This is a genomic window from Gottfriedia acidiceleris (assembly GCF_050457485.1).
Classification (GTDB): Bacteria; Bacillota; Bacilli; order Bacillales; family Bacillaceae_G; genus Gottfriedia; species Gottfriedia acidiceleris_D.
Window position 1 is genome coordinate 150524 of record NZ_JBCMJM010000003.1, and the last position, 25802, is coordinate 176325.

Consider the following 25802-nt stretch of genomic DNA (forward strand, 5'->3'; position numbering starts at 1 on the left):
TTTTTGATATTTAATTTCATTACCGCAAAATATTTGCAAATTAAAAACTTTTTTGATACATATATTTTGAATTTCATATGCAACTAACGCATGCGTTAGTTGAATAAGAAGTAAATGTATAATCTTTTAATCATCGACTGAAAATGTGTTTATATGCCAATGTTTCGAACTTGTTTTTTTATTTGCTTTCCAACCAGTCTTTTTAAGTTCTTTAGCAATCAACAGATTAAAAAATCCATGTCCGACCAATACAATATCAGTATGTTCTTGGGCATATTTTTTTAATAAATTTGATGCTTTTGCAGCTCTAACTTTCGCTTCATTCAAAGACTCACAGTTACTTGAATAACCACCAAACCACAGACCTCTAAGTATCACAGCCCAAATTCTCGGTTTTAACCTCAATCCAAGCAAATTTGACATAGGTGTAGGTAATTCTGTTTCACGAAACAAAGGATTTGATTTAGAAGTAATATCAGGATTTAAAAACTCTGCTGATTTAATCGTTCTTATCAAATCACTTGTAATAATTACTTTGGTATTCGCTACTATTTTGAGAGTTTCTAATGGATAAGTCTCTTCTTCAAAGACCCCATTATCATCATATTTTTGTATCCAATTTTTAAACTCTCTACATGTTATTGGTTTATCTTCAGTCCACAGAGATTTACCATGTCTTATCAATGAAATTTCCATAGAACACTCCTAAAAGTTAATTACTGTACTGATAAATTTTACCATATTTTGGAATTTTACCGTTATTTTTTGAAACTTCTTATTCAACTAAACTGCCATTTTGTTCAATAAAAAATGACCGACAAAATCGTCGATCACGTTGTTCAACTAAAGCATGCGTTAGTTGAATTATCAATTACAATACTTTATTTAATTGACTCTCACTTTTTTATACATTTCTAAACAAATATAGAGAAAAACCGAGTGTGTCTCTCCCCCACTTCAGATATGTACTTCTCCACATCCTGATTCTTTGTAACATCGCATCGTGGTCTGGATCATCAGGATGTTCGTAGCAATAATTCTCAATGGACATTGCATAAAGCCACTCGTATTCATCCCATTCATCTTCATTTGTAGTATAAGACCAGAGAGGGATTAGCCCTAGTTGTTCGCCTTCTTTCACATTCTCGAAGTGGCTACGCAATTCGGATTCTTCCGCCCCGATCGCCTTCAAATATTCCTCACTCGGCTGCTGTTTCCAGTAGCCTTCTCCTATAAGTATATAACCACCCTTTTTCACACATTTCCTCAGCGTATCCAGCGTTTCAACCAATCCACCTAGAGCATGAGTTGAACCAATGCAAATCCCCATATCGAAAGTATGGTCCGCAAGCTGAAGTATCTCTATTTTTGCATCCCCTTTTATAAATTGAATGCTATCCAATGGAATTCTATCTGCTGCACGCCTTTTTGCTTCGTCAATTGCCCCTTCGTATAGCTCTATAGCCGTCGCCAATACTCCGTAGTACTCAACCATACGAATCAGCAGTTCACACGTACCTGCTCCAATATCGATGATTTTATTACCGGACTGAATAGATGCATATTGCAATATTCTATTAATTTTCTCTACACTCACAGGGTTGTAAAAGGTGTGATTCCTATGAGCAATCTCTGAGAATTTATTTCTATCCATATTGAGCAGTCTCCTTTTGAATTTATTGTATTTTGAACTCATATTAACACCTAAATCCTTTACGATCTTTAACTAATGCTGAGCGTTAGTTTAAGTGTAATTCTTCACAATTTGTATTTTCTTTATTTCACTTTTTTTGTTTAGCACTAAAAATATTAATACCAGATACTACACACAGCAATAACAGTAATAATAATCTTAACCAATCCATTGTAAGCCATAAGACACCGCCATTAACAATATTAGGGCTTAAACCGGACTCATCAACAAAAATACCTAAATTCAAAAATAACTTAAGAGAAATAAGTAATGAAAAAAGGCTTAATAAAAATACTGTAATCGATAATTTCCGTTTTCCCATTGTATAACCCCCTTTTTGAAAAAATTTTTTTACTAAAACTTCTCTAATCTTACCATAAAATACCATAATTTCTTATTCAACTAACCTGCCATTTAGTCAAACAAAAAAATCGACCATAAAGTCGATCCTGTTGGACTACAATTGCACCGCGTTATTTACATAAGCAGTTATTACGTTTTTTTAATTTTTAATCCAAGTTAGCATGCGTAGGATAAGAAAAGGTTCAAACCAAGTAATTAATAAAAATATGATAAAAAACGATGATACTGCAAAAAATTTAGTGTTCCCTCTTTCTCTTTTGGAAATTGCTATAAAGCTACATATTGCCCCAAATAATAACAGTAAAAAACCAATTAATGCAATAAGTTCGTTGAAGCCTGGAACCACATAAATTATTCCAAACAAAACCAATCCAATGATTAATAATATTAGTGAAATTGTACTGAAATTTTTCATAGTTTCACCTCTTTTAATAATTATTATTTTTTATTAACCACTTAATATTTTAACATATATTTCCATTTCCGTTTTCTTTGTTCCACTATTCTGCCTTTTAATCGCATAAGAAAAACTCCAATTCGCTTAAACAAATTCAAATCATAAAAAATAAAAAAACAGAAACAAGCCACCACAATCGACTGTTTCTGTTTTTAAATATTATTTCCCTTTATTACGTGTCATTACGTCAAATACAACTGCAAGAACAAGTACTGCTCCTCGGATGATGTATTGGTATGAAATATCTATACCCATTAAGTTCATCCCACTTGTTAATGAAGCCATTACGAATGCACCGATAATTGTACCTGTTACTTTACCAACACCACCAGCAGCAGAAACACCACCTACATAAGCTGCAGCAATTGCATCTAACTCAAACATTGTACCTGCTTGGGGAGAAGCAGATGCAAGACGAGCTGTAAACAATACGCCTGAAAGGGCTGCAAGCATACTCATTGAACCGAATACAATGTAAGTGATTTTCTTTACGCTAATTCCACTTAACTGAGCTGCTTCAGGGTTTCCACCAACTGCATAGATGTGACGCCCTAAAGGAGTTCTCGTTGTAATGAAATGATAAACTGCTACAACAATAAGCATGATCACAGCAGTCCAAGAAATTCCTTGATAGCCTGCAAGTATATAGCAAATGTAACCAATGATACCAGAAATAAATAATAATTTAATAACTTGCATTGGCATTGAAAGAACTTCAAAACCGTATTTTATGTTTACGCTTCTCTTTTTAAAATCACTCCAGATAAAAAGAATGATAGAGATCGCACCAATTAATAGTGTTGATATGTGTAAACCATTCAAATTTCCTAAACTAGGAATATAGCCATTTCCAATCGCTTTAAAGCTTTCGTTAGCAACAATGATTGTACCAGTTTTAACAAGAGACATTAGTAGTAATCCCTTGAATATTAACATTCCTGCTAATGAAACTACGAATGAAGGGATTCCTAAATTAGCAACAAAGAATCCATTAATTAGACCAATAATAGCGCCAAATACTAGAACTGCAATGATAGAAATCCAGACTGGCAAACCGTGTGTTAGAAATAGAGCAACTACTGCTCCTAGAAAACCAGCAACGAAACCAACTGATAGGTCAATATGTCTAATGACAATTACTAATGTCATCCCAACTGCAAGGACTGCAACATAACCTGTCATATTGATTAAATCACTTAAGTTACGAGATGACATAAATAATCCATCTGTATTTAAAGTAAATACTAACATTATTACTGCAAGAGCTATATACATTCCATATTCACGGATGTTTTTCCTTAATAACATGCCTGCTTCTTGAAAAAAGTTCATTTTATTCAACCTCTCTTAAACGGTAGCTAGAGCCATAACGCTCTCTTGAGTTGCTTCTTCTCTTGATAATTCCCCGGTTATTTTGCCTTCTGCCATTACATAAATTCGATCACTCATACCAAGGACTTCTGGAAGTTCAGAGGAAATCATGATAATACTCATGCCTTGTTCAACCAGTAGATTCATAAAACTATAGATTTCAAATTTTGCACCTACGTCTATTCCACGAGTAGGTTCATCAAGAATAAGTACATTCGGATTCGTAAATAACCATTTACTCAACGATACTTTTTGCTGATTACCCCCACTCAATTTCCCAACAATTGAAGTAATTGAAGGAGCTTTTATGTTTAACTTGTTTAAGTAATCATTTGCAACAACAATTTCTTCATGTTGATTAATCACGCTTGACTTGGAAATTTCAAATAAGTTCGTAATCGAAATATTATTTTTAATATCTTGTTCAAGGATCAGTCCGTCGCCTTTACGGTCCTCTGTTACATATGCTATACCAGCTTTTATTGCATCTTTCGGATGTTTAAAACGTTTTTGCTCACCTTGTACTAAAACGGAACCATCAAGTTTGAAATTTGTTGGATTACCAAAAATACTTTTTGCTAGTTCTGTTCGACCTGATCCCATTAATCCAGCAACACCGATAATTTCGCCTTTTCGAACATTTAAATTGATATTATGAAGAATTTTACGACCTAATTTTGGATCGTACACATCCCAGTCTTTTAACTCTAATGAAACTTCACCAAACTTTTGATTTGGACGCTTCGGATAAATATCATCAATTTCACGCCCAACCATATGTTTGATAATTGTGTTTTCGGTGATTTCTTCTTTATTTAAAGAGCAAATTGTTTTCCCGTCACGAAGTACAGTAACCGTATCTGCAACAGCAATTACTTCTTTAAGTTTGTGCGAAATCATAATACAAGAAATGCCTTGGTTCTTTAATTCTTCCATTAAGAAAAGTAGATTTTCACTATCATCTTCATTTAAAGCAGCTGTAGGCTCATCAAGAATTAACAATTTAACATCTTTACTAAGTGCTTTAGCAATTTCAACAAGCTGCTGTTTACCTACACCTAATTCTTTAATTTGCACTTCCGGATTTACATCCAACTTTACCTTTTTTAACATTTCGATTGCTTTTACAATCGTTTCATTGAAATCAACAGTCATACCCTTTTTAATTTCATGTCCGATAAAAATATTTTCATATACGGACAGTTCAGGAAAAAGCGATAATTCCTGATAGATAATTCCAATCCCCTTTTTTTCACTATCACTAATTTTTGAAAACTTTTGAACTTCATCTCCAAAAACAATATCACCTGTATAGGTTCCAAATGGATAAATACCACTTAAAACTTTCATTAAGGTCGATTTTCCAGCACCATTTTCACCAACTAAGCAATGTATTTCCCCTTTTCTAACTTTGAAGTTAACATCACTTAATGCTTTTACACCTGGAAACTCTTTTGAGATATTTCTCATCTCTAAAATAAATTCACTCATATGATCCGTCTCCCGAATTTGCCATCTACTTGAGTCATTGAAATTGAATAATTAACAAAATAGTGACGGTTAGACCATCACTATTTTGCAAGTTTTTTCTTTTATTAATTACTTCAATCCAGTGAAGTCTGAAGCACTATAGTATCCAGAATCAACTAAGTCTTTCTTCACTGTGCTTTGATCAACAACAATAATATCTGTTTGTTTTGTTTTGATATCAGCTTTACCGTTGTTTGTAACGCCTGAAGCATCAGGTGATTCATTTTTTAAGATTGAAGTTGCAGTAGCGATTGCATCTTTAACTAAAGTACGAACATCTTTGAAAACAGTCATAGATTGTTTGCCATCGATAATGTATTGTACAGAAGCTTTTTCAGCATCTTGACCAGAAATTACATATGAAGATACGTCTTTATCTGATTTAAATGTATCAGCGATTGAACGAGCTGTTCCATCATTTGGAGCAAGAACTAATACATCACCTTTGTCAGCTTTTGAAGCTTTTGTTAAGTTAGATGAAGTTAAGTTTTTAGCTACGTTGAAATCCCAGTTCGTTGTAACTTGACCAATAATTTTTGCTTGCTCATCACGAGTTAAATCAGCCTTAGCTTTTAAGCTATTTGCAGCAGCTGAATTCTCAACTTTGAATGTTCCGTCTGCAATTTTAGGTTGAAGTACTTTCCAAGCACCTTGGAAGAATAAGAATGCATTGTTATCAGATGCAGCACCTGCGTATAGGTATAAAGGTTGACCTGCTTTACCTGAAGCATGGTCTACAAGATATTGTGCTTGTGCAGCACCTACAGCAACGCTATCAAATGATACATAGTAATCAACTGCGTCAGTACCTGTAATTAAACGATCGTAAGAAATTACTTTAACACCAGCAGCTTTTGCAGCTTCAGCTGAAGCAGCAGCAGCAGCACCGTCTTGAGGACAAATAATTAAAACTTTGATGCCTTTTGCAATTAAAGAATCCACGTTTGCTTTTTCTTTAGCAGAGTCACCTTGTGAGAATAAAATTTCAACTGAATAATCTGTATCTTTTAAAGCATTTTTAAAGCGAGTTTCATCTTGAGTCCAACGTGGCTCATCTTTCGTAGGTAAAACGATACCAATATCAACTTTACCATCCTTACTTTTCTTACCAGCAGAAGTGCTATCACTTGATGTTGCTGAAGATCCACATCCAGCTGCAACTAGAGTCATTACTAAAAATACTGAAATTATTGCAAAAATCTTTGATAACTTTTTCAAAGTGTTTCCCCCTTTTTTTCTGGTTACGCTTTCATAAATAAGGTTATCACGATTTTTATTGGAAACGCTTACCCATTTCCTTCACTCTTTTGTCTATTATCTGCACTAATTTACCTCACATCGGAAAACGTTTACATTCAGAATATTAAAACTAGCATTATCTTAACTTTGGGACATATTAGTGCAGTTAATTTCGTTTCAAACAAAAAAAAGAGTCAAACTTAAAACTCAATAAAAGTATGTACAAATTAAAATGCAATTCGTAAATACGATTAATAAGTATGTCGTTAGACTCTTGTAACAATAATTATTCAAATAAAGTAAGTAATCGTTTATCAGTTCAAATTCAAGTATTTAAATTCTCTTTAAATATTCATTAATACCTTTTTTCGATATTCCTTAGGAGATTCATTCGTACATTTTTTAAATACTCGGCTAAAATAATTTGGATCATTATAGCCAACTTGGTAACAAATTTCTTTTAAATTCAATTCTCTTTTTTCCATTAATTGTTTTGCTTTATTGATTCTCAAATTCATTAAATAATCACTGAAAGTCTCACCTGTTTGCTTTTTAAATAGTTTACTAAAGTAGACTGGATTCAATTTTAAATAGTTGGCCACTTGCTCAAGTGAGAGATCCTCTATGAAGTGATGAGCGATATATTCCCTGGCCAATATCATCAGATGATTCGTTTTGATTTCTTTTTCTCGATCGATCTTTGTAACTAAATGAATAATTTGTTGCTCCACAAACATTTTCAATTCACTGATTTCGTTAATGTCTGGAATATGAAATTTCTCAACTTCAATCGATGAACTACGAAGAGATTGGAAAACTTGATTAAATAGTGAATTTAATTCCCTTCTAACTTGCTTAACATTATAATTAACAAATCTTTCATACAAAGTATTAAATTGATTCATAACTTCTTCCAAATCAGCTTTTCTAAAAGTATCAATTAAAACTTGTTTTTCCTCGTCCGGTATACTTAAAGAAAGATTTACTGAATGCAGATTAACACGTGTTAACTCATCACATTCTAAACTTGCATGAAATGCCTCATTATAAGATTGTCGTAACCCTTCAATTCCTTGCTTTAAAGACCCAATACCAATCACTGTTTGATAACCAGTTTGATTTTCTATGTATTCAATGGTCTTTAAAGCATCTTGATAGAGTACAAGCGATTGAAGATCAGCTTCTCGGTTTGGCTGTACTGGAATAAATATCGCTAATTGGCCATCTACAATGGGGCTAATTAAACAATTCCTCGAAGATTTCATAAAATGCCTTACACATTCATAAATTCTCCTCTGCTCCTTGTCATTTTGACTAATTTCTTTAGGCAATTTAATGACGTTCGCATAACCTAACTCGATTTCAAAACCGAGAATACTAGACAGTTGAGACACATTTAGTTCTTGAACAGTATTAAACATTAACATTAACGTATATTCATTTTCAGTGAGAGGACGTATAATCGATAAATTTTCAATAGCCTCTAATTCTTGTAATCTTTTCTTATGATCATCTTCTATTTCATCGATCATCTTTTGAAGTAAGGAGATGATATGATCTCGTTTAGCAGGCTTTAAAATATAATCTTTAACACCTAATGAAATAGCTTCTTGTGCATACGTAAAATAGTCATATGCAGTGACAATGAATATTTTTGTATCAGGTAGTTTTTGCTTTATAACAGAAACAGCTTCAAGCCCTTGAATACCAGGCATTTTTATATCCATAAAAATAATATGAGGCTGGTATTCTATTGATTTTTCAATCGCAACTCGTCCATTTTCAGCCTGTTCAAATTGAAATTGATTAGGCATCGAACGGTTAATCATCAGTTCAAGTCCCTCGCGCTCTAATGGTTCATCATCAACAATTAATAAACGATACATAGGTACCTCCTTCAATTTTAAAATTTTGATGAGACAGGCAGCTTTAAAATAATGGTTGTCCCTTTATTTATTTCACTCTTAATATCAACAATATCTTCTTCTCCGTAAAAGAGGCGCCAGCGTTTAAACACATTTGTTGTTCCTAATCCAGTTGAGCTTTTTTGAGAGATGATCGGCATAGACGATGTTAAAAGAGCCTCTCTAGTCTCTTCTTTCATACCAGCACCATTATCATAAATTTCAATGTAAATATATTTTTCATGATTTTTGATTGTAATTCCTATTACTGCTCCTTGCTCCATCCCCTCGATACCGTGTATAAATGCGTTTTCAAGAAGTGGTTGCAATGTTAAACAAGGAACTTTATTTCCTAAACAAGACTCCTCTATATTTAATTCGAAGCTTACACGATCTCTAAACCTCGCCTTTTGAATCGAAAAATATTCCTCAGCATTTCTAACTTCATCCAAAAGAGTTACAGGCTCGTCTAATTTTCGTAAATTATAACGTAGCAAATTCGAGGTTGATACAGTTAGATCACTCGTTTGCTCAGCCCCTTCAATATAAGCTAACTTAGATATAACATTTAACGTATTGAACAGGAAATGCGGATTTATCTGACTTTGTAAAGCTTTTAACTCAAGCTCCTTTACAAGTCGGTCCTTTTCTACAATTTCGATATTTTTCATCATTAAATTGCTTAAATTTTTGGACATTTCATCGAGGATTTTACCAAGAATACCGATTTCATTATTTCGATACAGTGTAGGGGGATCCACATTGAAATTACCTTTACCAATTTGTTTAGCCATATAAACTAATCGATTGATTGGAATGACAATACTTCTAGACAACCATATTGCAAAAACAATACTAATGATAGTCGTTATAACGAACAACTGGACACCTAATTGATTCATTGACTGAGTATTTGCAATAATCTTTCGAAAAATAGGCTGATAATTACTAAGCTCTAAATCAACTAAGTTTTGACTATCCTCTCTAATAAACCCTGATATTTTCTCTATATCGCGGTATTGATCTGTATAACTTGAAAAATTTTGCGAGACTAAATTATCCGTAATTGACGATTCTAACTGTAGAAAAGAATCGATCATATGGGTAAAGTTTTCTAACACAAGCTGATTATTTTTAGTAGCATTATGTGTTAATAATTCCTTTTTTAATCTTTTTAAATTGCTTTTATGCTGCAAAATCGATCGATAGTTTTTTGGCTGTGGATTAATAATATAACTACTCACCAAGCTTAAATTCTCCTGAGTTTCAGAAGAGATTTGTTTATATAAAAATATTTTATTAATCATTAAATTATAACTCTCTTGAACTTTCTTACCATTTTCAAAAACAAAAAATGAAACTAGATTTAATAAAATAACTAGAATAGGGATAAAAATAAATAACTTTGTCCTAATTTTCAACGTTTCTCCTCCTGATCAACGTTTCTTTCGTCACCACCTCGGTTGGTGTAAAATTTTCTTTATTAATGCCTTTTCCATGTAACCAGTCGATTAATAATCCTACAGATTGAAAGCCCATTTCATATGGCTTCTGAATAACAGTTGCTTTAATCGCATCATCTTGAACTGCTTGGAGTGTACCTTCAATGTTATCAAATCCAAATATCTCAACTTGATTTAGCTTTAAATTTTTTGATGCATTCAAAATGCCAATCGCGTCTAAAGCACTCGTACCAACCATAACTGAAATGTCTTTATTATTACGAAGCATACTTTCAGTTTGAAGCTTCGCTTGAATAATCGATATATTAGAGGACTCGATATCCTTTACTACTAGTTTCGGATGCTTTTTAACAATACTTAAAAAGCCATTTAATCTCGCCTGCTGACTTTCTGATTTTTCACTCCCTATAATAACGCCAATTTTCCCAATACCATTCGTTTCCTCTACAACAACTTTTCCTAACTGCTCTCCCGCGCTAAAATTATTTGTACCAACATAAGCAATACGCTTGCTTTTTGGCGCATCTGTATCAATTGTAATAACAGGAATATGTTGTGTAACCGCTTTATTAATTACGGGCGAAAAAGTATTCTCATCCAGACTTTGTACGATAATACCATCCACCTGAGAAGCAATTGCCTTTTCTAATAACTTAATTTGTTCTTCTGGACTTGTACGTAAAGGACCGATATATTCAACATTTACTCCATACTTTTCTGCAGCAACATCTGCCCCTTCTTGTACTTTCCTCCAATAAGGATTATCAAACTCCTGCGAAATTAGGACAAAATGGAGTTTTTTCTTCGGTTCTACTTCTCGACCCTGTAATTTTTGAACTGAATTTTCAATATTTCTAGCATTTATTTCAAAATGAATAAGTACATAAACAAACAATAAAAAAAGTACGCTTAAAATAATCGACCATTTTTTCTCTTCCATAACGTCCTCCAGTCCTATATTAAAATAGTACATTTTGATTATACAGTTTACAAGACTATTAGACTTTACAATTTTTTCCCTTTAATTTAAATGAACGAATGGTTTCATAAAAAAATCTTCACGAAATCTGTCTTTAAGCTACTTTTAAATCGTTATATTAGAATTTATTTAAAAAAATGATCCCCTTTTTATTAGGAGATCATAATCGTAAAACTTTATAACTTTGCTTTGTGTAATTACGTAATAAATTCTTTTTGTTAATACTAAAAATTTTAGTCAACATGTGGAGATTCAATCTCCATAACCAATTGGGTGACTCTTATGCCAGTTCCATGAATCAGCTATAATTTGACGAATATCGTTCCGCTTTGGATACCAACCTAAAACTTTTTTTGCTTTTTCGGATGAAGCGATTAATATATCAGGATCACCCTGGCGTCTTTCTCCTATTTTTAAAGAGATAGATTTGTTTGTAACTTCGCAAACTGCATCTATAATTTCTTTAACCGAAAAACCTTTATTATTGCCTAAATTGAAAACATTACTTTCTCCACCACTTATTAAATAACTTAGCGCTAAAGTGTGAGCATTAACTAAATCTTCCACATGAATATAATCACGAATGCAAGTACCATCCGGTGTATCATAATCATCTCCAAAAACGGTGATCTGTTCCCGCTGTCCTAAAGCCACCTGTAAAATAGAAGGAATTAAATGTGTCTCAGGTGTATGGTCTTCACCAATCTCACCTGTTTCTCTTGCACCAGCAACATTAAAATAACGAAGTGCAATGAATTTTATACCATATGCTTGATCACACCAATTCATCATTTTTTCCATCATTAGCTTTGTTTCACCGTAAGTATTTGTAGGATTCGTGTGTAAATCTTCGGTAATTGGAATTTGTTTTTGCTTTCCGTACGTTGCAGCTGAAGAAGAAAATACAATGTATTTAACTTGAAACTCATTCATTACATCTAAAAGAACTTGCGTACCATAAACATTATTATCAAAATACTGAATTGGTTTTTCCATTGATTCACCAACTAATGAATTTGCTGCGAAATGAATAACCCCTTCAATCCTTTCAATTCGAAACACTTCTCTTAAAAACGATTTATTCCGAATATCTCCTCTATAAAAAGATGCCTTAGGATGAACAGCTTTTTCATGACCAGTCTGAAGATTGTCAACTACCACAACTTCCATACCTTTTTCAATTAGCTGATAAACCGCATGTGATCCAATATATCCAGCACCACCTACAACTAAGATCCTCATTAAAATTCATCTCCAATCCTATATAGAATAAATAATAATTTTTAACCAAATTTATGATGACTAGTTGAAATCTTCTCTTCAATTAATCCTTTTAAATATGGAAGTAATTGCGGATATAAATCTTCCCTCTGTAGGCCGATTTCCATAATTGCTTTTAAATAACCAAGTTTATCACCTATATCATATCGATTACCTGAAAGTTCAAGAGCGAGCAATCCTTCTAGAATACAACTTTTATGAAGAGCATCTGTTAATTGATATTCACCACCCGCTCCCTTTTCTAATGATTTAAGAATAGGAAAAATAGATGGGTTTAAAACATATCTACCCATAATTGCCATATTTGAAGGGGCCTCCAATGGATCTGGTTTTTCAATTAACCCAAATACATCATGTATATTTTTGTTAATCATTGATGAAGAGATGATTCCGTATTTATTTACTTCTGATGTTGGAACTGGATTGACTCCAATGACTTGTTTACCAGTTTCTTCATATAAATGAATCATTTGCTGAAGGGCTGGAGGATCCGAAATCATAATATCGTCTCCAAGTAATACTGCAAAAGGTTCATCACCAATAAACTGCTCAGCACACAGTATGGCATGCCCTAACCCTAAAGGCTCTCTTTGGCGGATATAATGTATATTAGCCATTTCACTGATATTCTGTACGACTTTTAACGTATCTAGCTTTCCACTCATAAAAAGAGATTGTTCTAGTTCAAAAGATTTATCAAAATGATCCTCAATTGATTTTTTGTTTCTATCAGTTACAATAATGACACTTTCTATCCCTGATTGAACCGCTTCTTCGACAATATATTGAATCGCTGGCTTATCAACGATTGGCATCATTTCTTTTGCTTGTGCTTTTGTAGCAGGTAAAAATCTAGTTCCTAAACCTGCTGCTGGAATAACAGCTTTTCTTATTTTCATTAATTAAACTCCTCCCACTTTAGATTGATTAAATACCCAATAACGACTTCCGGCATAATTCACTAATACGCTGATACAGGTTGCTACTAATTTACTTACTATGACTGATAATCCAACCCATCCACTACATACTTTTAAAATGAAAAGAGTCAAAAGAAGTGTGAGCAAATTAACGATGACAAAGCGTATTTTTTCTTGATTACTATTTTGATTTTTAGATTTAAATGTCCAGCTTTTGTTCAATAGATAGCTATTAAAAATTCCACAAGTGTACGAGATCACTTGTGCGAATACATATGGTAAATTTGTAAAGACATAGATTAGTAAAGTAAACACAATGAAATCTACACCTGTGTTTAACAGTCCAACAATTCCAAACTTCACTAAGCTTTTAAGTTGCTTCATCATGTTTGGTAATCTAGGTTTCTTTTAGATTTTTCTTTCTCTAACCCTTGTAACTCTCGAACAATATATAACGGTCGCCCCTTCGTTTCATCATAAATTCTTCCTACATATTCACCAAGAATTCCTAGGATAATAAGGACAAATCCATTAAATAGAAGCATGATACTAATTAACGACGACCAACCTTTTATAACCGAGTCAGTAAATAACGCTAAATAAATTACGTAAATCATATAAAGAAAACCTAAGCTTGATAGAAGTACGCCTAAATAACCTGCTAGTTTTAAAGGCTTATAAGAGAAAGATGTGATACCATCCAAACAAAGCTTAATCATTTTTTTTAGTGGATACTTTGTTTCCCCAGCCAATCTCTCGTCTCGCTCATATTCAATTGCAGTTTGTCTAAATCCTACCCAGCTTACAAGACCACGTACAAAGCGATTGTTTTCAGATAGTTGCTTCATTTCATCACAGACTTTACGATCCATTAATCTAAAGTCACCAGTATCAACAGGAATTGAGATATCAGTAGATGCCCTTAAAATTCTGTAAAACATAGTAGCTGACCATTTTTTGAATAAAGTCTCACCATTTCGCTTTACTCGTTTTGCATAAACTACTTCATAGCCTTCCTTCCATTTTGCAATCATATCTAGGATCAAGTTGGGCGGATCTTGAAGATCCGCGTCAATGATAATCACTGCCTTTCCTGATGCATAATCCATTCCAGCTGAAATTGCAATTTGATGCCCAAAGTTCCTAGAAAAATCAATTAGTTTCACTGTATGATCCCAACCACAATAATCCTTTATGATGTCTACAGAACGATCTTTACTTCCATCATTAATAAAGATTAATTCGTATGGATCACCTGCACTATTCATAACTTTTTTTAATTGTCTATATGTTTCTTGAATAACTGCTTCTTCGTTATACATTGGAATAATGACCGAATATTTAACTACTGACATATTAAAGTCCCTCCTTTTTATAGTGAAACTTTGTAAAGCTTCTTACTTCCACCTGGGAAGCCCATACCATTGCTACTATCAGATTTAGACTGCCATTTATCAGAAGAAATCTCTTTACCATGCTTTTTAATCCATTCTGTAATTTCAGAACTTCCTCCTCGGCCACCGCCCATTCCGTCAGAAATCATGAAGTATTTCACTTTTCCTTCTTTCACTAGTTTTTCAAGTTTATCAACTGTTAGAATTGGGTCCGACCCTGAGAACCCGCCCATTGCCATTACTGATTTACCAGTTTCAATAATATAAGCTGCGGCAGTACTGTAATCAGCAGTAGCAAATAAGAATTTCTCACCAGAATTACTTTTCGTAAGATATGAGTACGTTTTCTGATCTATTTGCTCATTACCCATGCCACCACCATTTTTATTAGTGCCTTGACCTGACATACCACCTTGCATATTTCCGTCCTGCTGACCTTGTCCTGGTATATCGCCTTGTGTATTTCCATCCTGTTGACCTTGTCCTGGCATATCGCCTTGTGCATTTCCGTCCTGTTGACCTTGACCCGGCATTCCATCTGGCATATTTTCTGGAGGCATATTACCGTTTATTCCACTAGGGGCACCTCCAAAATTACCCATTGTTGACGTAGGAACTGCTGCAGGTAACATACTACTTTGTCCATAAGTAATTGGCGTAAATGCCCAGTAAATAGGTCCGATTAGTAAAACAAAAAACCCTATGATTGCTGCCATAAATTCCATACGGCTTTCACTTGCCTTCATGATTGAAAGCCAAATTGTTACACCAATACCTAATAGTAAAATCGCTAACGACCAACCAATTCCAATAATTGAATCATATGGATGAACGATGTACCATTCGAAAATTGAAGTAATAAAAATAGCCGCTGGTAGCAAGAAAGATTTCCAATTTAACTTGCTACGATAAAGTTCGAAAAGCTTTGACCACCCCGTCCCAGCAAGTGCTGCAACTGGTGGAGCAAGCATGATTAAATAATATTGATGGAAAAAGCCCGCAACACTGAAGAACCCCATAACTGGCACTAACCAAGCCGTCCAAAATAATGCTTCTTTATGTTTTTGTGTAAAATTCTTTTTGCGTAAATCAATGAAAATCCCAACTAAACCAAATAATACAAATGGAATTAACCAACTCGCTTGTCCTGAAAGCTCAGATTGGAACAAACGAAATGGCCCAGCTGTTCCAGTATTAAACATACCGCCACCACTTTTACCATTCGGACCTCCATCTTTATTGAAGCTTGGTGCTCCTTCTGGCATCGCATTTTGTCCTTGAGTTAATGCATTATTTGAAGCTGTATCATTTGAAGTACTAGTACTACCACTATTTTGAGATGTACTATTCTCGGTGCTATTTTGGGAATTGTTATTATTTTGACTAGGTGGTTTTCCTCCACCTCCATCCATACCAACTAAACGTGAGACACCGTTATAACCAAATGCAAGTTCAAGCACTGAATTCGTTTGGCTACTCCCTATATAAGGACGTTTACTTGCTGGGATTGAATCGACAATTACGGCCCATGAAAGTGAAACAGCTAAAAGGACAGATGTCGCTAAAGCCAAAATGCCAAGTTTCTTTTTCCAATTAACTTTTGCCGCAATCCAATACAGTAAATAAAACGCTGGTAAAACCATATACGCTTGTAGCATTTTTTCATTGAAACCAACACCGATCATTGCAAAAGCAACAAGTACATACCATAATTTATTTTTCTTAAGCCCTTTAAATAGGAACCATGATCCGAGTAATAAAGTAAAGACAAGCATGCTATCGATATTATTTGTTCGACTAACTGCTACTAAAACTGGTGTAATCGCAAGTGCTAATGCACTTAATCTAGCGGCCGTTTTACCGAATGTCGGCTTCACCATCACATAAATTAAAAGTACTGAACCTACTCCTGATAAGGCTTGTGGAAGAATAACACTCCAACCATGTAAACCAAATATATAAGCACTAATTGTTTGAATCCAAAATGTAACCGGTGGTTTATCTACCGTTACGTAACCTCCAGGATCAAAAGATGCAAAAAAGAAATTGTGGAAGCTTTGAAGCATACTTGCGACTGCCGACGTGTAATACGAATTTACGTATTTATCCGTCCAAATGTTATACCCATTAAGAATTGCTGAAAGTAGTACGATTAAGATCAATGGGACATCTAATCGTGATTTCCATTTTGAGAACATTGTTAGATCACTCCTATAATTTAAAATTCATTTGAACAATTTTTTGCTGCATGCACATTGTCTTTGTTTACTTAAAACCATTGTGCCTTGTAAAACTGAATTCTCCATGAGTGCTAACTGAAAGTTTGCTGAAAGCTTAACCACATCTACGAAAAGCAATTTTATTTGTGCTAATATATGAGTAAAAATTAGTATTGGAAGGTAAATATAGATGACAACAATAAAGGGGATTAAAATACTGCTTGTAGATGACGAACCACATATATTGCAGTTTTTACAATTAGGCCTTGAAAATGAAGGCTTTATTATAGAGACAGCATCAGATGGAATCAGCGCAATTAATATAGCTCAACAATTTAAACCACATGTCGCGATCTTAGATATTATGATGCCTGGCATGGATGGATTTGAGACTTGCAAAATGTTAAAAAAATTAGGACTAGATCTTGCCATTATTATGTTAACAGCGAAGGACGAAGTAGAAGATCGAGTGAAAGGCCTAAAAATCGGAGCTGATGATTATGTTGCCAAACCATTTAGTTTTGACGAATTACTAGCAAGAATAGAAGCTAGAATCAGAAATCAATTCCCTAGCCTTTTTAGTGAAGTTATTATAGGTCCTTTTCGAATTGATGACAAAAGGAAAGAAATTAATTATCAAAAGAAAGCACTTGAGCTATCACCAACTGAATATGAACTTCTCAAATACTTAGTGTTAAACCATGGAATCGTCTTAAGTAAAGCGATGATTTTAGATAAAGTTTGGGGCTATCAATTTGGGGGCGAAGAGAATATTGTAGAAGTTTATATCCGCTCGTTAAGAGATAAATTAAATGATAAGGAACACCGATTAATCCGAACACTAAGGGGTGCCGGTTATCGAATCGACTTACTATGATAAAACAGTTTAAAAGAATTCTCTCACCAAACTCACTTAAATATCAACTATTCTCTAAGTCATTATTCATATTAGCCAGTCTACTATTGTTAATAGGCGGGCTCCAATACGTCTTAATGAAACAATTTATGTATCGAAATCAAGCTGAGTCTTTAAATGCTCAATTACGATCTATACCATGGGATGTACTCTCAAAACAATATTCACTACCAAATGACTTTATCCAAAAACCAGAAAAACCAATAATAAATGACGATAACCCAAAAAATCGAATATTATTTTTACCTAATATGTCATTAGCTTTCATCGATGCAAATGGTAAATGTCTTAATTTAGCAAAAGAAAGTAACCTAACCACTCAATGTCTCACAAAGAACGAATATAAGAAAATAGTAAATAAATTTAAAAATAGAAAGCCCGTAGGTTACCAAGTAGTAAAAAATGAAAAAGGTGTACAACAGTTAATTGTCTTCCAACCATTTGGAAGACCTGATCATTTTGAAGGAATTGTTCAAATGGGAATTGAAACAAGTCCTATAAAAGATGTTTTACTACAGCAGCTTTTCATCTTTGGAAGTTTATCTTTATTAGCATTAGCCGGCGGACTTGCCCTTTATATTCCCGCACTACGTAGGACACTAGTACCATTAAATAAAATGGTGACAGCAGTAGAACGAACGAATGCCGGAAACTTAACAGAACATTTTCCAGTTAATCAAGGACAAGAAGAGATTGACCGATTAGCTGAATCATTTAACAACATGCTGAAACGACTAGAAACTTCATTTAAATCTGAGCGAGAAGCAAAAGAGCAAATGCGCCGCTTCATCGCAGATGCATCTCATGAACTTCGTACACCTTTAACATCAATACATGGATTTTTAGAAGTACTATTACGTGGAGCTGCTGATAAACCTGAACAACTATATGCCGCACTGAATAGCATGCTTGGAGAATCAACAAGAATTAAAAAACTAGTAGAGGATTTATTACTCCTAGCAAAACTTGACCGTGCACCAGAAATGAATCTAATTGACACTCGACTTGACGAACTAATTTCAGAAATGGAACCACAACTTCGAATATTAGCAGCTAACCGCAATGTACAATTTGATTTAACAGCCAACATTAATGGAATGTACGATCCTGATAAAATTAAACAAATTATCTTAAACATATTTCAAAATGCCGTCCAACACACTGATCCAACAAAAGGAACTATTAAATTATCACTTGTTATCAATAACACACCTACCCCATTTGCAGAAATCATCATTAGTGATAACGGTTCAGGTATCGACGAAGCACACCTACCCCATCTATTTGAAAGATTTTACCGAAGCGACAGCTCCCGCACTAGAAAATATGGTGGCGCTGGCCTAGGTTTATCCATTACCCAATCAATCGCTAATGCTCACGGCGGTAATATAATAGTAGAAAGTGTATTAGGTGAAGGTAGTACATTTATTGTTCAATTGCCGATTTGAATATGTATTTGATTTATCGTAAGCAATAAATTAAAATGTGCTGGCTCATAACTGGTTCATGAGAAGTACAATAGCAAAAGATTATAATATGCTTCCTCATGACTGCTTCATGAGGAAATTAAATTACTAAAAACTGTAATATGCTTCCTCATGACTGCTTCATGAGGAAGTTAAATTACTAAAAATTGTAATATGCTTCCTCATAACTGCTTCATGAGGAAGTTAAATAGCTAAAAATTGTAATATGCTTCCTCATAACTGCTTCATGAGAAAGTTAAATAGCAAGATGTTGAAAAATACGTACTCATAATTCGTTTATGGGTATGAAATTTTGCAGAACGCCAATCGACGAACTCATTTTTCACCAGTTTAAATCCACCTTATAAGGTGGATTCTTTGTTTTTTAAGACCTACAAAAAAAGGCTTGCAATAAGCAAGCCTTCTAAAACACCGTTATTTATTTAATCTAATTATGATGGAGACGGAAATCTCGCAGCTTCAAAATGAGTACTAACTTCACCATTTACATTTGCTCCGATTACACCAGCAATGCTACTTTGTGCAAAAACCTCAACCTTATCCAAAGCATTAAGTTTCTGTATCGTCGAAACATTAACAGCATTTCCGAAGTTAATTGGACCAAAGAAATCATTATCAATCGCGATTGCGGGTCTTCCATTCACACGAATTTCGATCCGTGCTCTATAGTTGACATTGTTGTTATTTGGGATAAAAGAAATCGTAGCAGAAATTAAATAGACCCCATTATTTTTAGGTCTAAAAACTGAGTTAAATGGATTATATTCATTTGCTAAATCAAATTGTTTAAGTTGATAATTCACTTTTACAAAAGTGTTTTCAGGAACAGTTTGATTTGCATTACTAACAGCTCTAAAAGCCGATGCAATATTAATATTCTCTTTATTCTCTTCATTTGAATCATTTTGTTTTTTCATTTTTGGAGGCACACTTTTCACTTCACTCTCTAATAAACTCCTATCATTATATTGAGACCAGGCTTAAGTGATTGTATGCTTGTCCTTGTACGAGTACTATTTATGGCGACCTAAATCTTATTAACTTATAGGTTCCGTTAAATTAACTTTTTGATCTACTAATCAAAAAAAGGGCTTTACTCATTAGAGTAAAGCACCTATTAATTGAAGAACATGTATAGCATAGTCGCTACATGAACTGCCACAACATCTATTTCAATTATTACTACTATCCTTTCTACAAGTTCATGTTAAGGCGTTTTTTCCATAAATACGTTATGGTAATAAAGATATAGATGCAAAGTGTAATAATCGTTACGATGATTGGTGTCGTGAATATGATTCCAATTAGAATCATCATTAAAGCGATTATCACAGCCCAAGTCGTATATGGGAACCATTTAACCAAATAGTCACCTGTTTTTCCAGATGACTGTTTACGTGATTTCAAATGGGCAAAGGCAATGATCAACCAGATGAATAATACGGTATATCCTAGCGATCCCATTAGGAAATCAAAGGTCTTGCTTCCTGCAAATAAGGAAATTAGTACACCGCCAAGTAAAGTGGAAGTACACATTAATATTGCGTATACAGGAACTTTCCTCTTAGATAATCTTGAAAAGATTCTCGGAATGCGACCGTCCGCAGCTTGCGTATACAGAACGCGGGATGAACCATATAATCCAGAGTTCATCGATGAAATAATCGCTATTAAAACAACGGCGTTCATAATATGGTCAGCACCAGGTATCCCTATCATTTTAAAGACCATCACAAATGGACTTTCAGGCACCCCGTTTACTTTGTTCCAAGGAATTAAACTAACGATGATGAAAAATGGAATGATATAAAAAGAAATAATTCTGACCAATGTACTTCGAACGGCTTTTGGAACCACTTTTTCGGGATTTTTCGTTTCTGCTAATGTAACCCCGATAATTTCAGTACCACCATATGAATAAATTACCACCAGCATAGCTGAGATTAAACCTGTTGATCCATTCGGAAAGAAACCGCCATGATCTGTTAAGTTATGGAAACCTACTGCTTTGTGATCACCAAAATTCACTAGCAACAACACTAATCCAGCTAGGATGAACACAATGATGACAGTAATTTTAATTAAGGCAAGCCAGTACTCCGTTTCAGCAAAAACCTTTACTGACAGCAAGTTTATTGTTGTAACTACCACCGAAACAACTAATGCCAGTATCCAGATTGGATAGTCAGGCAACCAATATTGAATGAAAATGGCAGCAACGATTGATTCGGCCGTGATGTTCAATACCCACATTTTCCAATAGATCCAATCAAGGAAATAAGCAGGATACTTTCCTAAAATAGATTGGACAAGATCCCTGAATGTTCTTGCATCGCTATTGCGAACTGCCATTTCAGCTAAACCTTGCAAGATAAATAATAAGATGATGCCTCCTAGCAAGTAAGCAATTATTATGGATGGGCCTGCCATATCAATTGCTGAACTACTTCCCTTAAATAAACCTGCCCCAATGGCACCTCCTAATGCCATCATCGTAATATGTCTTGACGTCATTGTTCTTTGTAAATTCCGTTTTTCCGTTTTCATATCCTAACCTCCCAAAAAATCAAAAAAGGCATATCATCTCATTCTTCATAATCAAATGAAGAAAGAGACGATATGCCTTAGCTTACCGCGGTACCACTCTTATTGGCTCTTTTGTGAACCCTACTTTAAAAACCTTGTAACGAAGGTCAATCGTTAAAACAAGAGAAAAGATTAAATCTAATCTTTCGCTTTACCACTCCCAGGCAAGTTCAAAGTATCATTGGACTGCGTTGCACCAACCCGCAGCTCTCTTAACCTAATAATTAACTTTTACTACTCCTGATCTTTGCGTTTTGATAAATATTTCTGAATATTTTTTATAATAACTAATACTATACGGACGTGAAGCAAACTTGTCAACAGTTTTTTTAGGATAATAATTTTCAAAAAACAAATCATAAGCTTATTGGTTCAATAGCAAAATAGATCCGTGAAATCCTTTTTTGAAGTATCATCTGTCAATTTCGTTAGCCCGAAAATCCAAATAAATCAAACGATATTTGTTTCAAATATGACTATTTATCAATACATTTTTAGTGGTCACATGTGAAGACCAACTATGAATAAAATGACTAAAAGAAATGGAGAGTGCCAAGAATGAATGAAATGATTGAAAGTTTGAAAAGTATACACAATGAAATAAGTCTTAAGCTTAGCAATGCTTTCAACTTTTCAGAAGCCAATGATAAGCATAACCAAAATTCACATCACGATTATACTGAATTATCTAAAGCTGCTAAAGAACAGTTAGAACAAAATAAAGAACACCAGATAGCTAAGACAATTTTAAAACATTTGGAAACATTACTCAGTGAGGTTGATAAAATAAAAAACGCTTAACTTTTAATTGTTACATAACAATAATATTTTTAATCAAAATAGCACTCCCAACTAATACAAAAAATCTCTACGGAATCTTCCATAGAGATTTTTAAAAATACATATTTGATTATCTTTTTGCTCCTGTAAAGCGTCTATTTAAAAACTTTGCAAACAATCTAGCAAATAGATTAAATAAAAGGATCATTACAATTAAGACTGCAGCAGATTTTGTAGCAATGCTTTGCGCATCTGGAACTATACCTTCTGAATTTAATTTCCAGATATGAACTGTTAACGTTTCTGCTGGTCTAAAAATATTAAACGGGTTCATTGGTGTATTTAATGGAGCAGCATTATTTAGAATCGGCGTTGTAAGTCCAGCAGTATAAATTAATGCCGCTGCTTCTCCAAAAATTCTTCCAGCTGCTAAAATAATTCCCGTAATTAATTGTGGAATTGCTGTTGGGATACTAATTTTAGTAATAGTTTGCCACTTTGTAGCTCCTAATCCAAGACTACCTTCTTTACTAGTTTTAGGAACATTTAATAACGCTGTTTCACTTATTCTTGTTAAACCTGGAAGATTTAAGATTGAAATCGCAAGTGCACCACCAATTAAAGTGTAACCCCATCCAGTCATCGTTACAAATACTAATAAACCGAATAAACCTACTACGATTGAAGGTAATGAAGCCAACGTTTCAATACATAATCTTAAGAAATTTAAAAAACGACCTGGTTTTGCATATTCTGCCATATAAATCCCAGCTCCTACTCCAATTGGAACTGAAATAATTAATGTTAACACTAAGATATAAAATGAATTAAAAAGTTGTGGTCCGATCCCACCACCGGCTTGAATATTACTAGGTTTTCCAAACAGGAAATTAAAGTCCCAGAATCCCCAACCTTTAAAAATAATTTCGCTTAATAAAAATAATAATAGTATTACAACTAAACCAGCTATTAAACAAAGTATTCCCGTCCATATCTTATCCATTTTTCTTGCCATCATGATTCATATCCTCCTTTTCGTCCAATTAATCGAATAACTAGTATAAAGAGGAAGGATATTAGAAGTAAGATCATTGCTAGAGTCCATAGAGTGTTATTCCATGCTGTACCGTTTAATGTATTTGCCATATCCATTGTTAAAATTCCTGTTAATGTTGCCGTTGGGTCAAAAATACCATTAGGGAACTTAACTGTATTTCCGATTACCATTTGTACTGCTAACGCTTCACCAAAAGCACGAGCAAGACCTAAAACGATTGCAGTTAAAATGTTTGTTTTTGCAGCTGGTACAATTGCCAACTTAATTGCTTGCCATCTAGTTGAACCTAGTCCGTATGATGCCTCTAAATATGTTCTAGGAACAGCTCGGACAGCATCAGATGCTATACTTGCAATTGTAGGTAAAATCATGATACTAAGCACAATAATCCCTGCAATTAAGCTAAACCCTACGCCACCTACTGTATTTCTAAGAAGAGGAACTAATATGGTTACGCCAAGAAATCCATAAACTACTGATGGAATACCAACTAGAATTTCCAATACTGGAATTAATACTTTTTCACCAAACTTCGGTGAAATAAAATTCATGAAAATTGCTAATGCAATCGCAATTGGTGCAGCGATAATTACAGCACCAACAGATACTAGAATTGATCCAACAATAAAGATTAAAGCACCATATGTTGGGTTCGAAGCATTATTTGGACTCCAATGTTTTGAAAATAAAATTTCACTTAACGATATATGATTTACTGAAAATGATTGGATTCCTTTACTAACAATAAAACCTATTATAGAAATTGTAATAGCGATCATTAAGAAACCACATAAAGTTACAAGAGTTCTTCCAAGGTATTCAATTAGAAAAAAGTTTCTTTTTTTGAAATTCATGATAAACCCCTATCATCCATTAATAAATTAGTTTGAGAGTTGGTATAAAACCAACTCCCATTTTTTTATATTATTCTAAACCTGTCATTTTTGAAGCCGGGATATAACCCATCTCAACTAACTTATTAGAAAACTCGTCGCCACTAACAAATTCAATATATTCTTTTACAGGAGATTTCGCATCGCCTTTTGTAATCATGTACTCATAAGAATAGAATGGGTAATCACCTGCAACGATATTGTCTGTAGTAGATTCTTTTCCATCAATTTTCACAGTTTTTAATGCATCTTTTTTATCGCCGATTAAATATGAATTAGCAAGATAAGAGATTGCTCCAGGAGTAGAGTTTACAGCTTGCTCAACTGCACCGTTTGAGTCTTGAACAGTTCCTACGCCATCATTAATCTTAACGTCTTTCATAATTTTCTTTTCAAACGCTGCACGAGTACCAGATGATGCTGGACGATTAATTACATTAATTTTTTCATCTTTACCGCCAACTTCTTTCCAGTTCGTTACTTTTCCAGCGAAAATATCTTCAATTTGTTGAAGTGTAAGTGAATCTACACCAACATCTTTATTCGTTACCATTGAGTAACCAACACCAGCAACTTTTGCTTCTACTAATGAACTTGCTAAAGATTTATCTTCTAATTTATCAGCAGCTGGTACATCCGAGTTACCAATTTGAATTGCTCCCGTAGATACTTGGTTTACACCAGTACCACTACCGCCACCTTGAACTGTAATTGATACTTGTGGGTACTTCGCCATAAATTCAGTTGCCGCTTCGTCTGCTAATGGTTGTAATGCTGTTGACCCTGCAGCACCAATTGTTCCTGTTAATTCTACTTTTTTATCATCTGTATTAGTCTTGCCAGTTGTTTTTTCATCTTTATTAGAACATCCTGCTAACATACCTGTAATAGCCATTGCTGCAAATGTTAATTTTAATCCACGTTTCATTTTAAATCCCCCTAAAATGTTTGTTTTTATTTTTAATTTTGTTTTTAATTTTTGTTTGTTATCTCTTACAATCTCTACTTTAAAGTTTTTAAGTTAAGCAAGTTTTAATCAATCGTAAAGAAATTGTAAATCTTTTTAAGTAGTAGTATGTTTAATTGATTTATGGGCATTGAATGTAACGATAAAATACTAATTGCTTATTAAAACTTGCTAAATATAAAAAAGAAAACTACTTAAAAGTAGCTTAACTTTTAAGTAGTTTCAGGTGCTGATCTGTGGCGAGTAGGGAATATTAAAAAATACGAACACAAAGTGAAATTTATAAATTTACTTCTTTGTTGA

Annotated in this window: 23 protein-coding genes and 1 other annotated feature; of the genes, 3 read left to right on the plus strand and 20 right to left on the minus strand. The window is 33.8% G+C overall.

The features are described 5' to 3' along the window. Positions 1-126: 126 nt before the first annotated feature. The 15 genes from ABEY15_RS03445 to ABEY15_RS03515 all read right to left on the minus strand — a co-directional run bounded on the left by ABEY15_RS03445 (position 127) and on the right by ABEY15_RS03515 (position 16792). Positions 127-696: a histidine phosphatase family protein gene (locus ABEY15_RS03445; protein ID WP_429888460.1), complete on the minus strand. Its 570-nt coding sequence runs from the start codon at positions 694-696 to the stop codon at positions 127-129. A gap of 208 nt (positions 697-904) precedes the next feature. Further along, the gene (locus ABEY15_RS03450) at positions 905-1654 is read right to left on the minus strand and encodes a class I SAM-dependent methyltransferase (protein ID WP_429888461.1); all 750 of its coding nucleotides are present in this window, start codon (positions 1652-1654) and stop codon (positions 905-907) included. Between the two features lie 127 nt (positions 1655-1781). Next, positions 1782-2015, minus strand: a complete 234-nt coding sequence (locus ABEY15_RS03455) for a hypothetical protein (protein ID WP_429888462.1) — start codon at positions 2013-2015, stop codon at positions 1782-1784. A 180-nt stretch (positions 2016-2195) separates the two neighbouring features. Next, a complete protein-coding gene (locus ABEY15_RS03460; RefSeq protein WP_098231969.1) occupies positions 2196-2471 on the minus strand; it encodes a hypothetical protein in 276 nt (91 codons plus the stop codon). Between the two features lie 201 nt (positions 2472-2672). Further along, positions 2673-3845, minus strand: a complete 1173-nt coding sequence (locus ABEY15_RS03465; protein WP_429888463.1) for a sugar ABC transporter permease — start codon at positions 3843-3845, stop codon at positions 2673-2675. A 15-nt stretch (positions 3846-3860) separates the two neighbouring features. Beyond that, positions 3861-5375 (minus strand): ATP-binding cassette domain-containing protein, encoded by a 1515-nt coding sequence (locus ABEY15_RS03470; RefSeq protein ID WP_429888464.1) that lies wholly within the window; start codon positions 5373-5375, stop codon positions 3861-3863. A 108-nt stretch (positions 5376-5483) separates the two neighbouring features. Then, positions 5484-6632: a sugar ABC transporter substrate-binding protein gene (locus ABEY15_RS03475; protein WP_429888466.1), complete on the minus strand. Its 1149-nt coding sequence runs from the start codon at positions 6630-6632 to the stop codon at positions 5484-5486. A 365-nt stretch (positions 6633-6997) separates the two neighbouring features. Then, positions 6998-8539, minus strand: coding sequence for a response regulator (locus ABEY15_RS03480; RefSeq protein WP_429888468.1), 1542 nt, complete (start codon positions 8537-8539; stop codon positions 6998-7000). 17 nt (positions 8540-8556) lie between these two features. Continuing rightward, on the minus strand, positions 8557-9978 hold the full coding sequence (locus tag ABEY15_RS03485; RefSeq protein WP_429888470.1) for a sensor histidine kinase: 1422 nt from the start codon (positions 9976-9978) through the stop codon (positions 8557-8559). Further along, entirely contained in the window at positions 9968-10960 is a 993-nt protein-coding gene (locus ABEY15_RS03490) for a sugar-binding protein (protein WP_429888472.1), read from the minus strand. The genes ABEY15_RS03485 and ABEY15_RS03490 overlap by 11 nt, the downstream gene beginning before the upstream one ends. Positions 10961-11251: 291 nt before the next feature. Next, entirely contained in the window at positions 11252-12241 is a 990-nt protein-coding gene (gene galE / locus ABEY15_RS03495) for a UDP-glucose 4-epimerase GalE (protein ID WP_429888473.1), read from the minus strand. Positions 12242-12282: 41 nt separating this feature from the next. Beyond that, positions 12283-13179, minus strand: coding sequence for a UTP--glucose-1-phosphate uridylyltransferase GalU (gene galU / locus ABEY15_RS03500; RefSeq protein ID WP_429888474.1), 897 nt, complete (start codon positions 13177-13179; stop codon positions 12283-12285). Positions 13180-13182: 3 nt separating this feature from the next. Next, on the minus strand, positions 13183-13587 hold the full coding sequence (locus ABEY15_RS03505) for a GtrA family protein (RefSeq protein ID WP_429888475.1): 405 nt from the start codon (positions 13585-13587) through the stop codon (positions 13183-13185). Beyond that, positions 13584-14555, minus strand: a complete 972-nt coding sequence (locus tag ABEY15_RS03510) for a glycosyltransferase family 2 protein (RefSeq protein WP_429888477.1) — start codon at positions 14553-14555, stop codon at positions 13584-13586. The genes ABEY15_RS03505 and ABEY15_RS03510 overlap by 4 nt, the downstream gene beginning before the upstream one ends. Before the next feature lie 17 nt (positions 14556-14572). Next, a complete protein-coding gene (locus ABEY15_RS03515) occupies positions 14573-16792 on the minus strand; it encodes a glycosyltransferase family 39 protein (RefSeq protein WP_429888479.1) in 2220 nt (739 codons plus the stop codon). A gap of 211 nt (positions 16793-17003) precedes the next feature. Between ABEY15_RS03515 and ABEY15_RS03520 the strand changes: the two genes are divergently transcribed. Further along, the gene (locus ABEY15_RS03520; RefSeq protein ID WP_429888480.1) at positions 17004-17690 is read left to right on the plus strand and encodes a response regulator transcription factor; all 687 of its coding nucleotides are present in this window, start codon (positions 17004-17006) and stop codon (positions 17688-17690) included. 128 nt (positions 17691-17818) lie between these two features. Further along, positions 17819-19177: a sensor histidine kinase gene (locus ABEY15_RS03525; protein ID WP_429888482.1), complete on the plus strand. Its 1359-nt coding sequence runs from the start codon at positions 17819-17821 to the stop codon at positions 19175-19177. Positions 19178-19647: 470 nt separating this feature from the next. Here ABEY15_RS03525 and ABEY15_RS03530 read toward each other — a convergent pair whose 3' ends face one another. After that, positions 19648-20133 (minus strand): ABC transporter permease, encoded by a 486-nt coding sequence (locus ABEY15_RS03530; RefSeq protein ID WP_429888484.1) that lies wholly within the window; start codon positions 20131-20133, stop codon positions 19648-19650. Positions 20134-20410: 277 nt separating this feature from the next. After that, a complete protein-coding gene (locus ABEY15_RS03535; protein WP_429888486.1) occupies positions 20411-21763 on the minus strand; it encodes an amino acid permease in 1353 nt (450 codons plus the stop codon). Between the two features lie 60 nt (positions 21764-21823). After that, positions 21824-22059, minus strand: a binding site (T-box leader). 301 nt (positions 22060-22360) lie between these two features. Between ABEY15_RS03535 and ABEY15_RS03540 the strand changes: the two genes are divergently transcribed. Further along, a complete protein-coding gene (locus ABEY15_RS03540; RefSeq protein ID WP_429888487.1) occupies positions 22361-22603 on the plus strand; it encodes a hypothetical protein in 243 nt (80 codons plus the stop codon). Positions 22604-22712: 109 nt separating this feature from the next. Here ABEY15_RS03540 and pstA read toward each other — a convergent pair whose 3' ends face one another. From pstA to ABEY15_RS03555, 3 genes are all read right to left on the minus strand, one after another. Next, positions 22713-23600, minus strand: a complete 888-nt coding sequence (gene pstA / locus ABEY15_RS03545) for a phosphate ABC transporter permease PstA (RefSeq protein WP_429888489.1) — start codon at positions 23598-23600, stop codon at positions 22713-22715. Then, on the minus strand, positions 23597-24493 hold the full coding sequence (pstC, locus tag ABEY15_RS03550) for a phosphate ABC transporter permease subunit PstC (RefSeq protein WP_429888490.1): 897 nt from the start codon (positions 24491-24493) through the stop codon (positions 23597-23599). Before pstC ends, pstA begins: the two co-directional genes overlap by 4 nt. Before the next feature lie 70 nt (positions 24494-24563). Further along, positions 24564-25460 carry a phosphate ABC transporter substrate-binding protein PstS family protein gene (locus ABEY15_RS03555; RefSeq protein WP_429888491.1) on the minus strand — a complete coding sequence of 299 codons (897 nt, stop codon included), beginning with the start codon at positions 25458-25460 and terminating at the stop codon, positions 24564-24566. Positions 25461-25802: the final 342 nt, after the last annotated feature.

What these genes read in the sequence shown, in the direction of transcription:
- ABEY15_RS03445 (WP_429888460.1), bottom strand. Translation starts at nt 696, where the DNA reads ATGGAAATTTCATTGATAAGACATGGTAAATCTCTGTGGACTGAAGAT.
- ABEY15_RS03450 (WP_429888461.1), bottom strand. Translation starts at nt 1,654, where the DNA reads ATGGATAGAAATAAATTCTCAGAGATTGCTCATAGGAATCACACCTTT.
- ABEY15_RS03455 (WP_429888462.1), bottom strand. Translation starts at nt 2,015, where the DNA reads ATGGGAAAACGGAAATTATCGATTACAGTATTTTTATTAAGCCTTTTT.
- ABEY15_RS03460 (WP_098231969.1), bottom strand. Translation starts at nt 2,471, where the DNA reads ATGAAAAATTTCAGTACAATTTCACTAATATTATTAATCATTGGATTG.
- ABEY15_RS03465 (WP_429888463.1), bottom strand. Translation starts at nt 3,845, where the DNA reads ATGAACTTTTTTCAAGAAGCAGGCATGTTATTAAGGAAAAACATCCGT.
- ABEY15_RS03470 (WP_429888464.1), bottom strand. Translation starts at nt 5,375, where the DNA reads ATGAGTGAATTTATTTTAGAGATGAGAAATATCTCAAAAGAGTTTCCA.
- ABEY15_RS03480 (WP_429888468.1), bottom strand. Translation starts at nt 8,539, where the DNA reads ATGTATCGTTTATTAATTGTTGATGATGAACCATTAGAGCGCGAGGGA.
- ABEY15_RS03490 (WP_429888472.1), bottom strand. Translation starts at nt 10,960, where the DNA reads ATGGAAGAGAAAAAATGGTCGATTATTTTAAGCGTACTTTTTTTATTG.
- galE (WP_429888473.1), bottom strand. Translation starts at nt 12,241, where the DNA reads ATGAGGATCTTAGTTGTAGGTGGTGCTGGATATATTGGATCACATGCG.
- galU (WP_429888474.1), bottom strand. Translation starts at nt 13,179, where the DNA reads ATGAAAATAAGAAAAGCTGTTATTCCAGCAGCAGGTTTAGGAACTAGA.
- ABEY15_RS03505 (WP_429888475.1), bottom strand. Translation starts at nt 13,587, where the DNA reads ATGATGAAGCAACTTAAAAGCTTAGTGAAGTTTGGAATTGTTGGACTG.
- ABEY15_RS03510 (WP_429888477.1), bottom strand. Translation starts at nt 14,555, where the DNA reads ATGTCAGTAGTTAAATATTCGGTCATTATTCCAATGTATAACGAAGAA.
- ABEY15_RS03515 (WP_429888479.1), bottom strand. Translation starts at nt 16,792, where the DNA reads ATGTTCTCAAAATGGAAATCACGATTAGATGTCCCATTGATCTTAATC.
- ABEY15_RS03520 (WP_429888480.1), top strand. Translation starts at nt 17,004, where the DNA reads ATGACAACAATAAAGGGGATTAAAATACTGCTTGTAGATGACGAACCA.
- ABEY15_RS03525 (WP_429888482.1), top strand. Translation starts at nt 17,819, where the DNA reads ATGTATCGAAATCAAGCTGAGTCTTTAAATGCTCAATTACGATCTATA.
- ABEY15_RS03530 (WP_429888484.1), bottom strand. Translation starts at nt 20,133, where the DNA reads ATGAAAAAACAAAATGATTCAAATGAAGAGAATAAAGAGAATATTAAT.
- ABEY15_RS03535 (WP_429888486.1), bottom strand. Translation starts at nt 21,763, where the DNA reads ATGAAAACGGAAAAACGGAATTTACAAAGAACAATGACGTCAAGACAT.
- ABEY15_RS03540 (WP_429888487.1), top strand. Translation starts at nt 22,361, where the DNA reads ATGAATGAAATGATTGAAAGTTTGAAAAGTATACACAATGAAATAAGT.
- pstA (WP_429888489.1), bottom strand. Translation starts at nt 23,600, where the DNA reads ATGATGGCAAGAAAAATGGATAAGATATGGACGGGAATACTTTGTTTA.
- pstC (WP_429888490.1), bottom strand. Translation starts at nt 24,493, where the DNA reads ATGAATTTCAAAAAAAGAAACTTTTTTCTAATTGAATACCTTGGAAGA.
- ABEY15_RS03555 (WP_429888491.1), bottom strand. Translation starts at nt 25,460, where the DNA reads ATGAAACGTGGATTAAAATTAACATTTGCAGCAATGGCTATTACAGGT.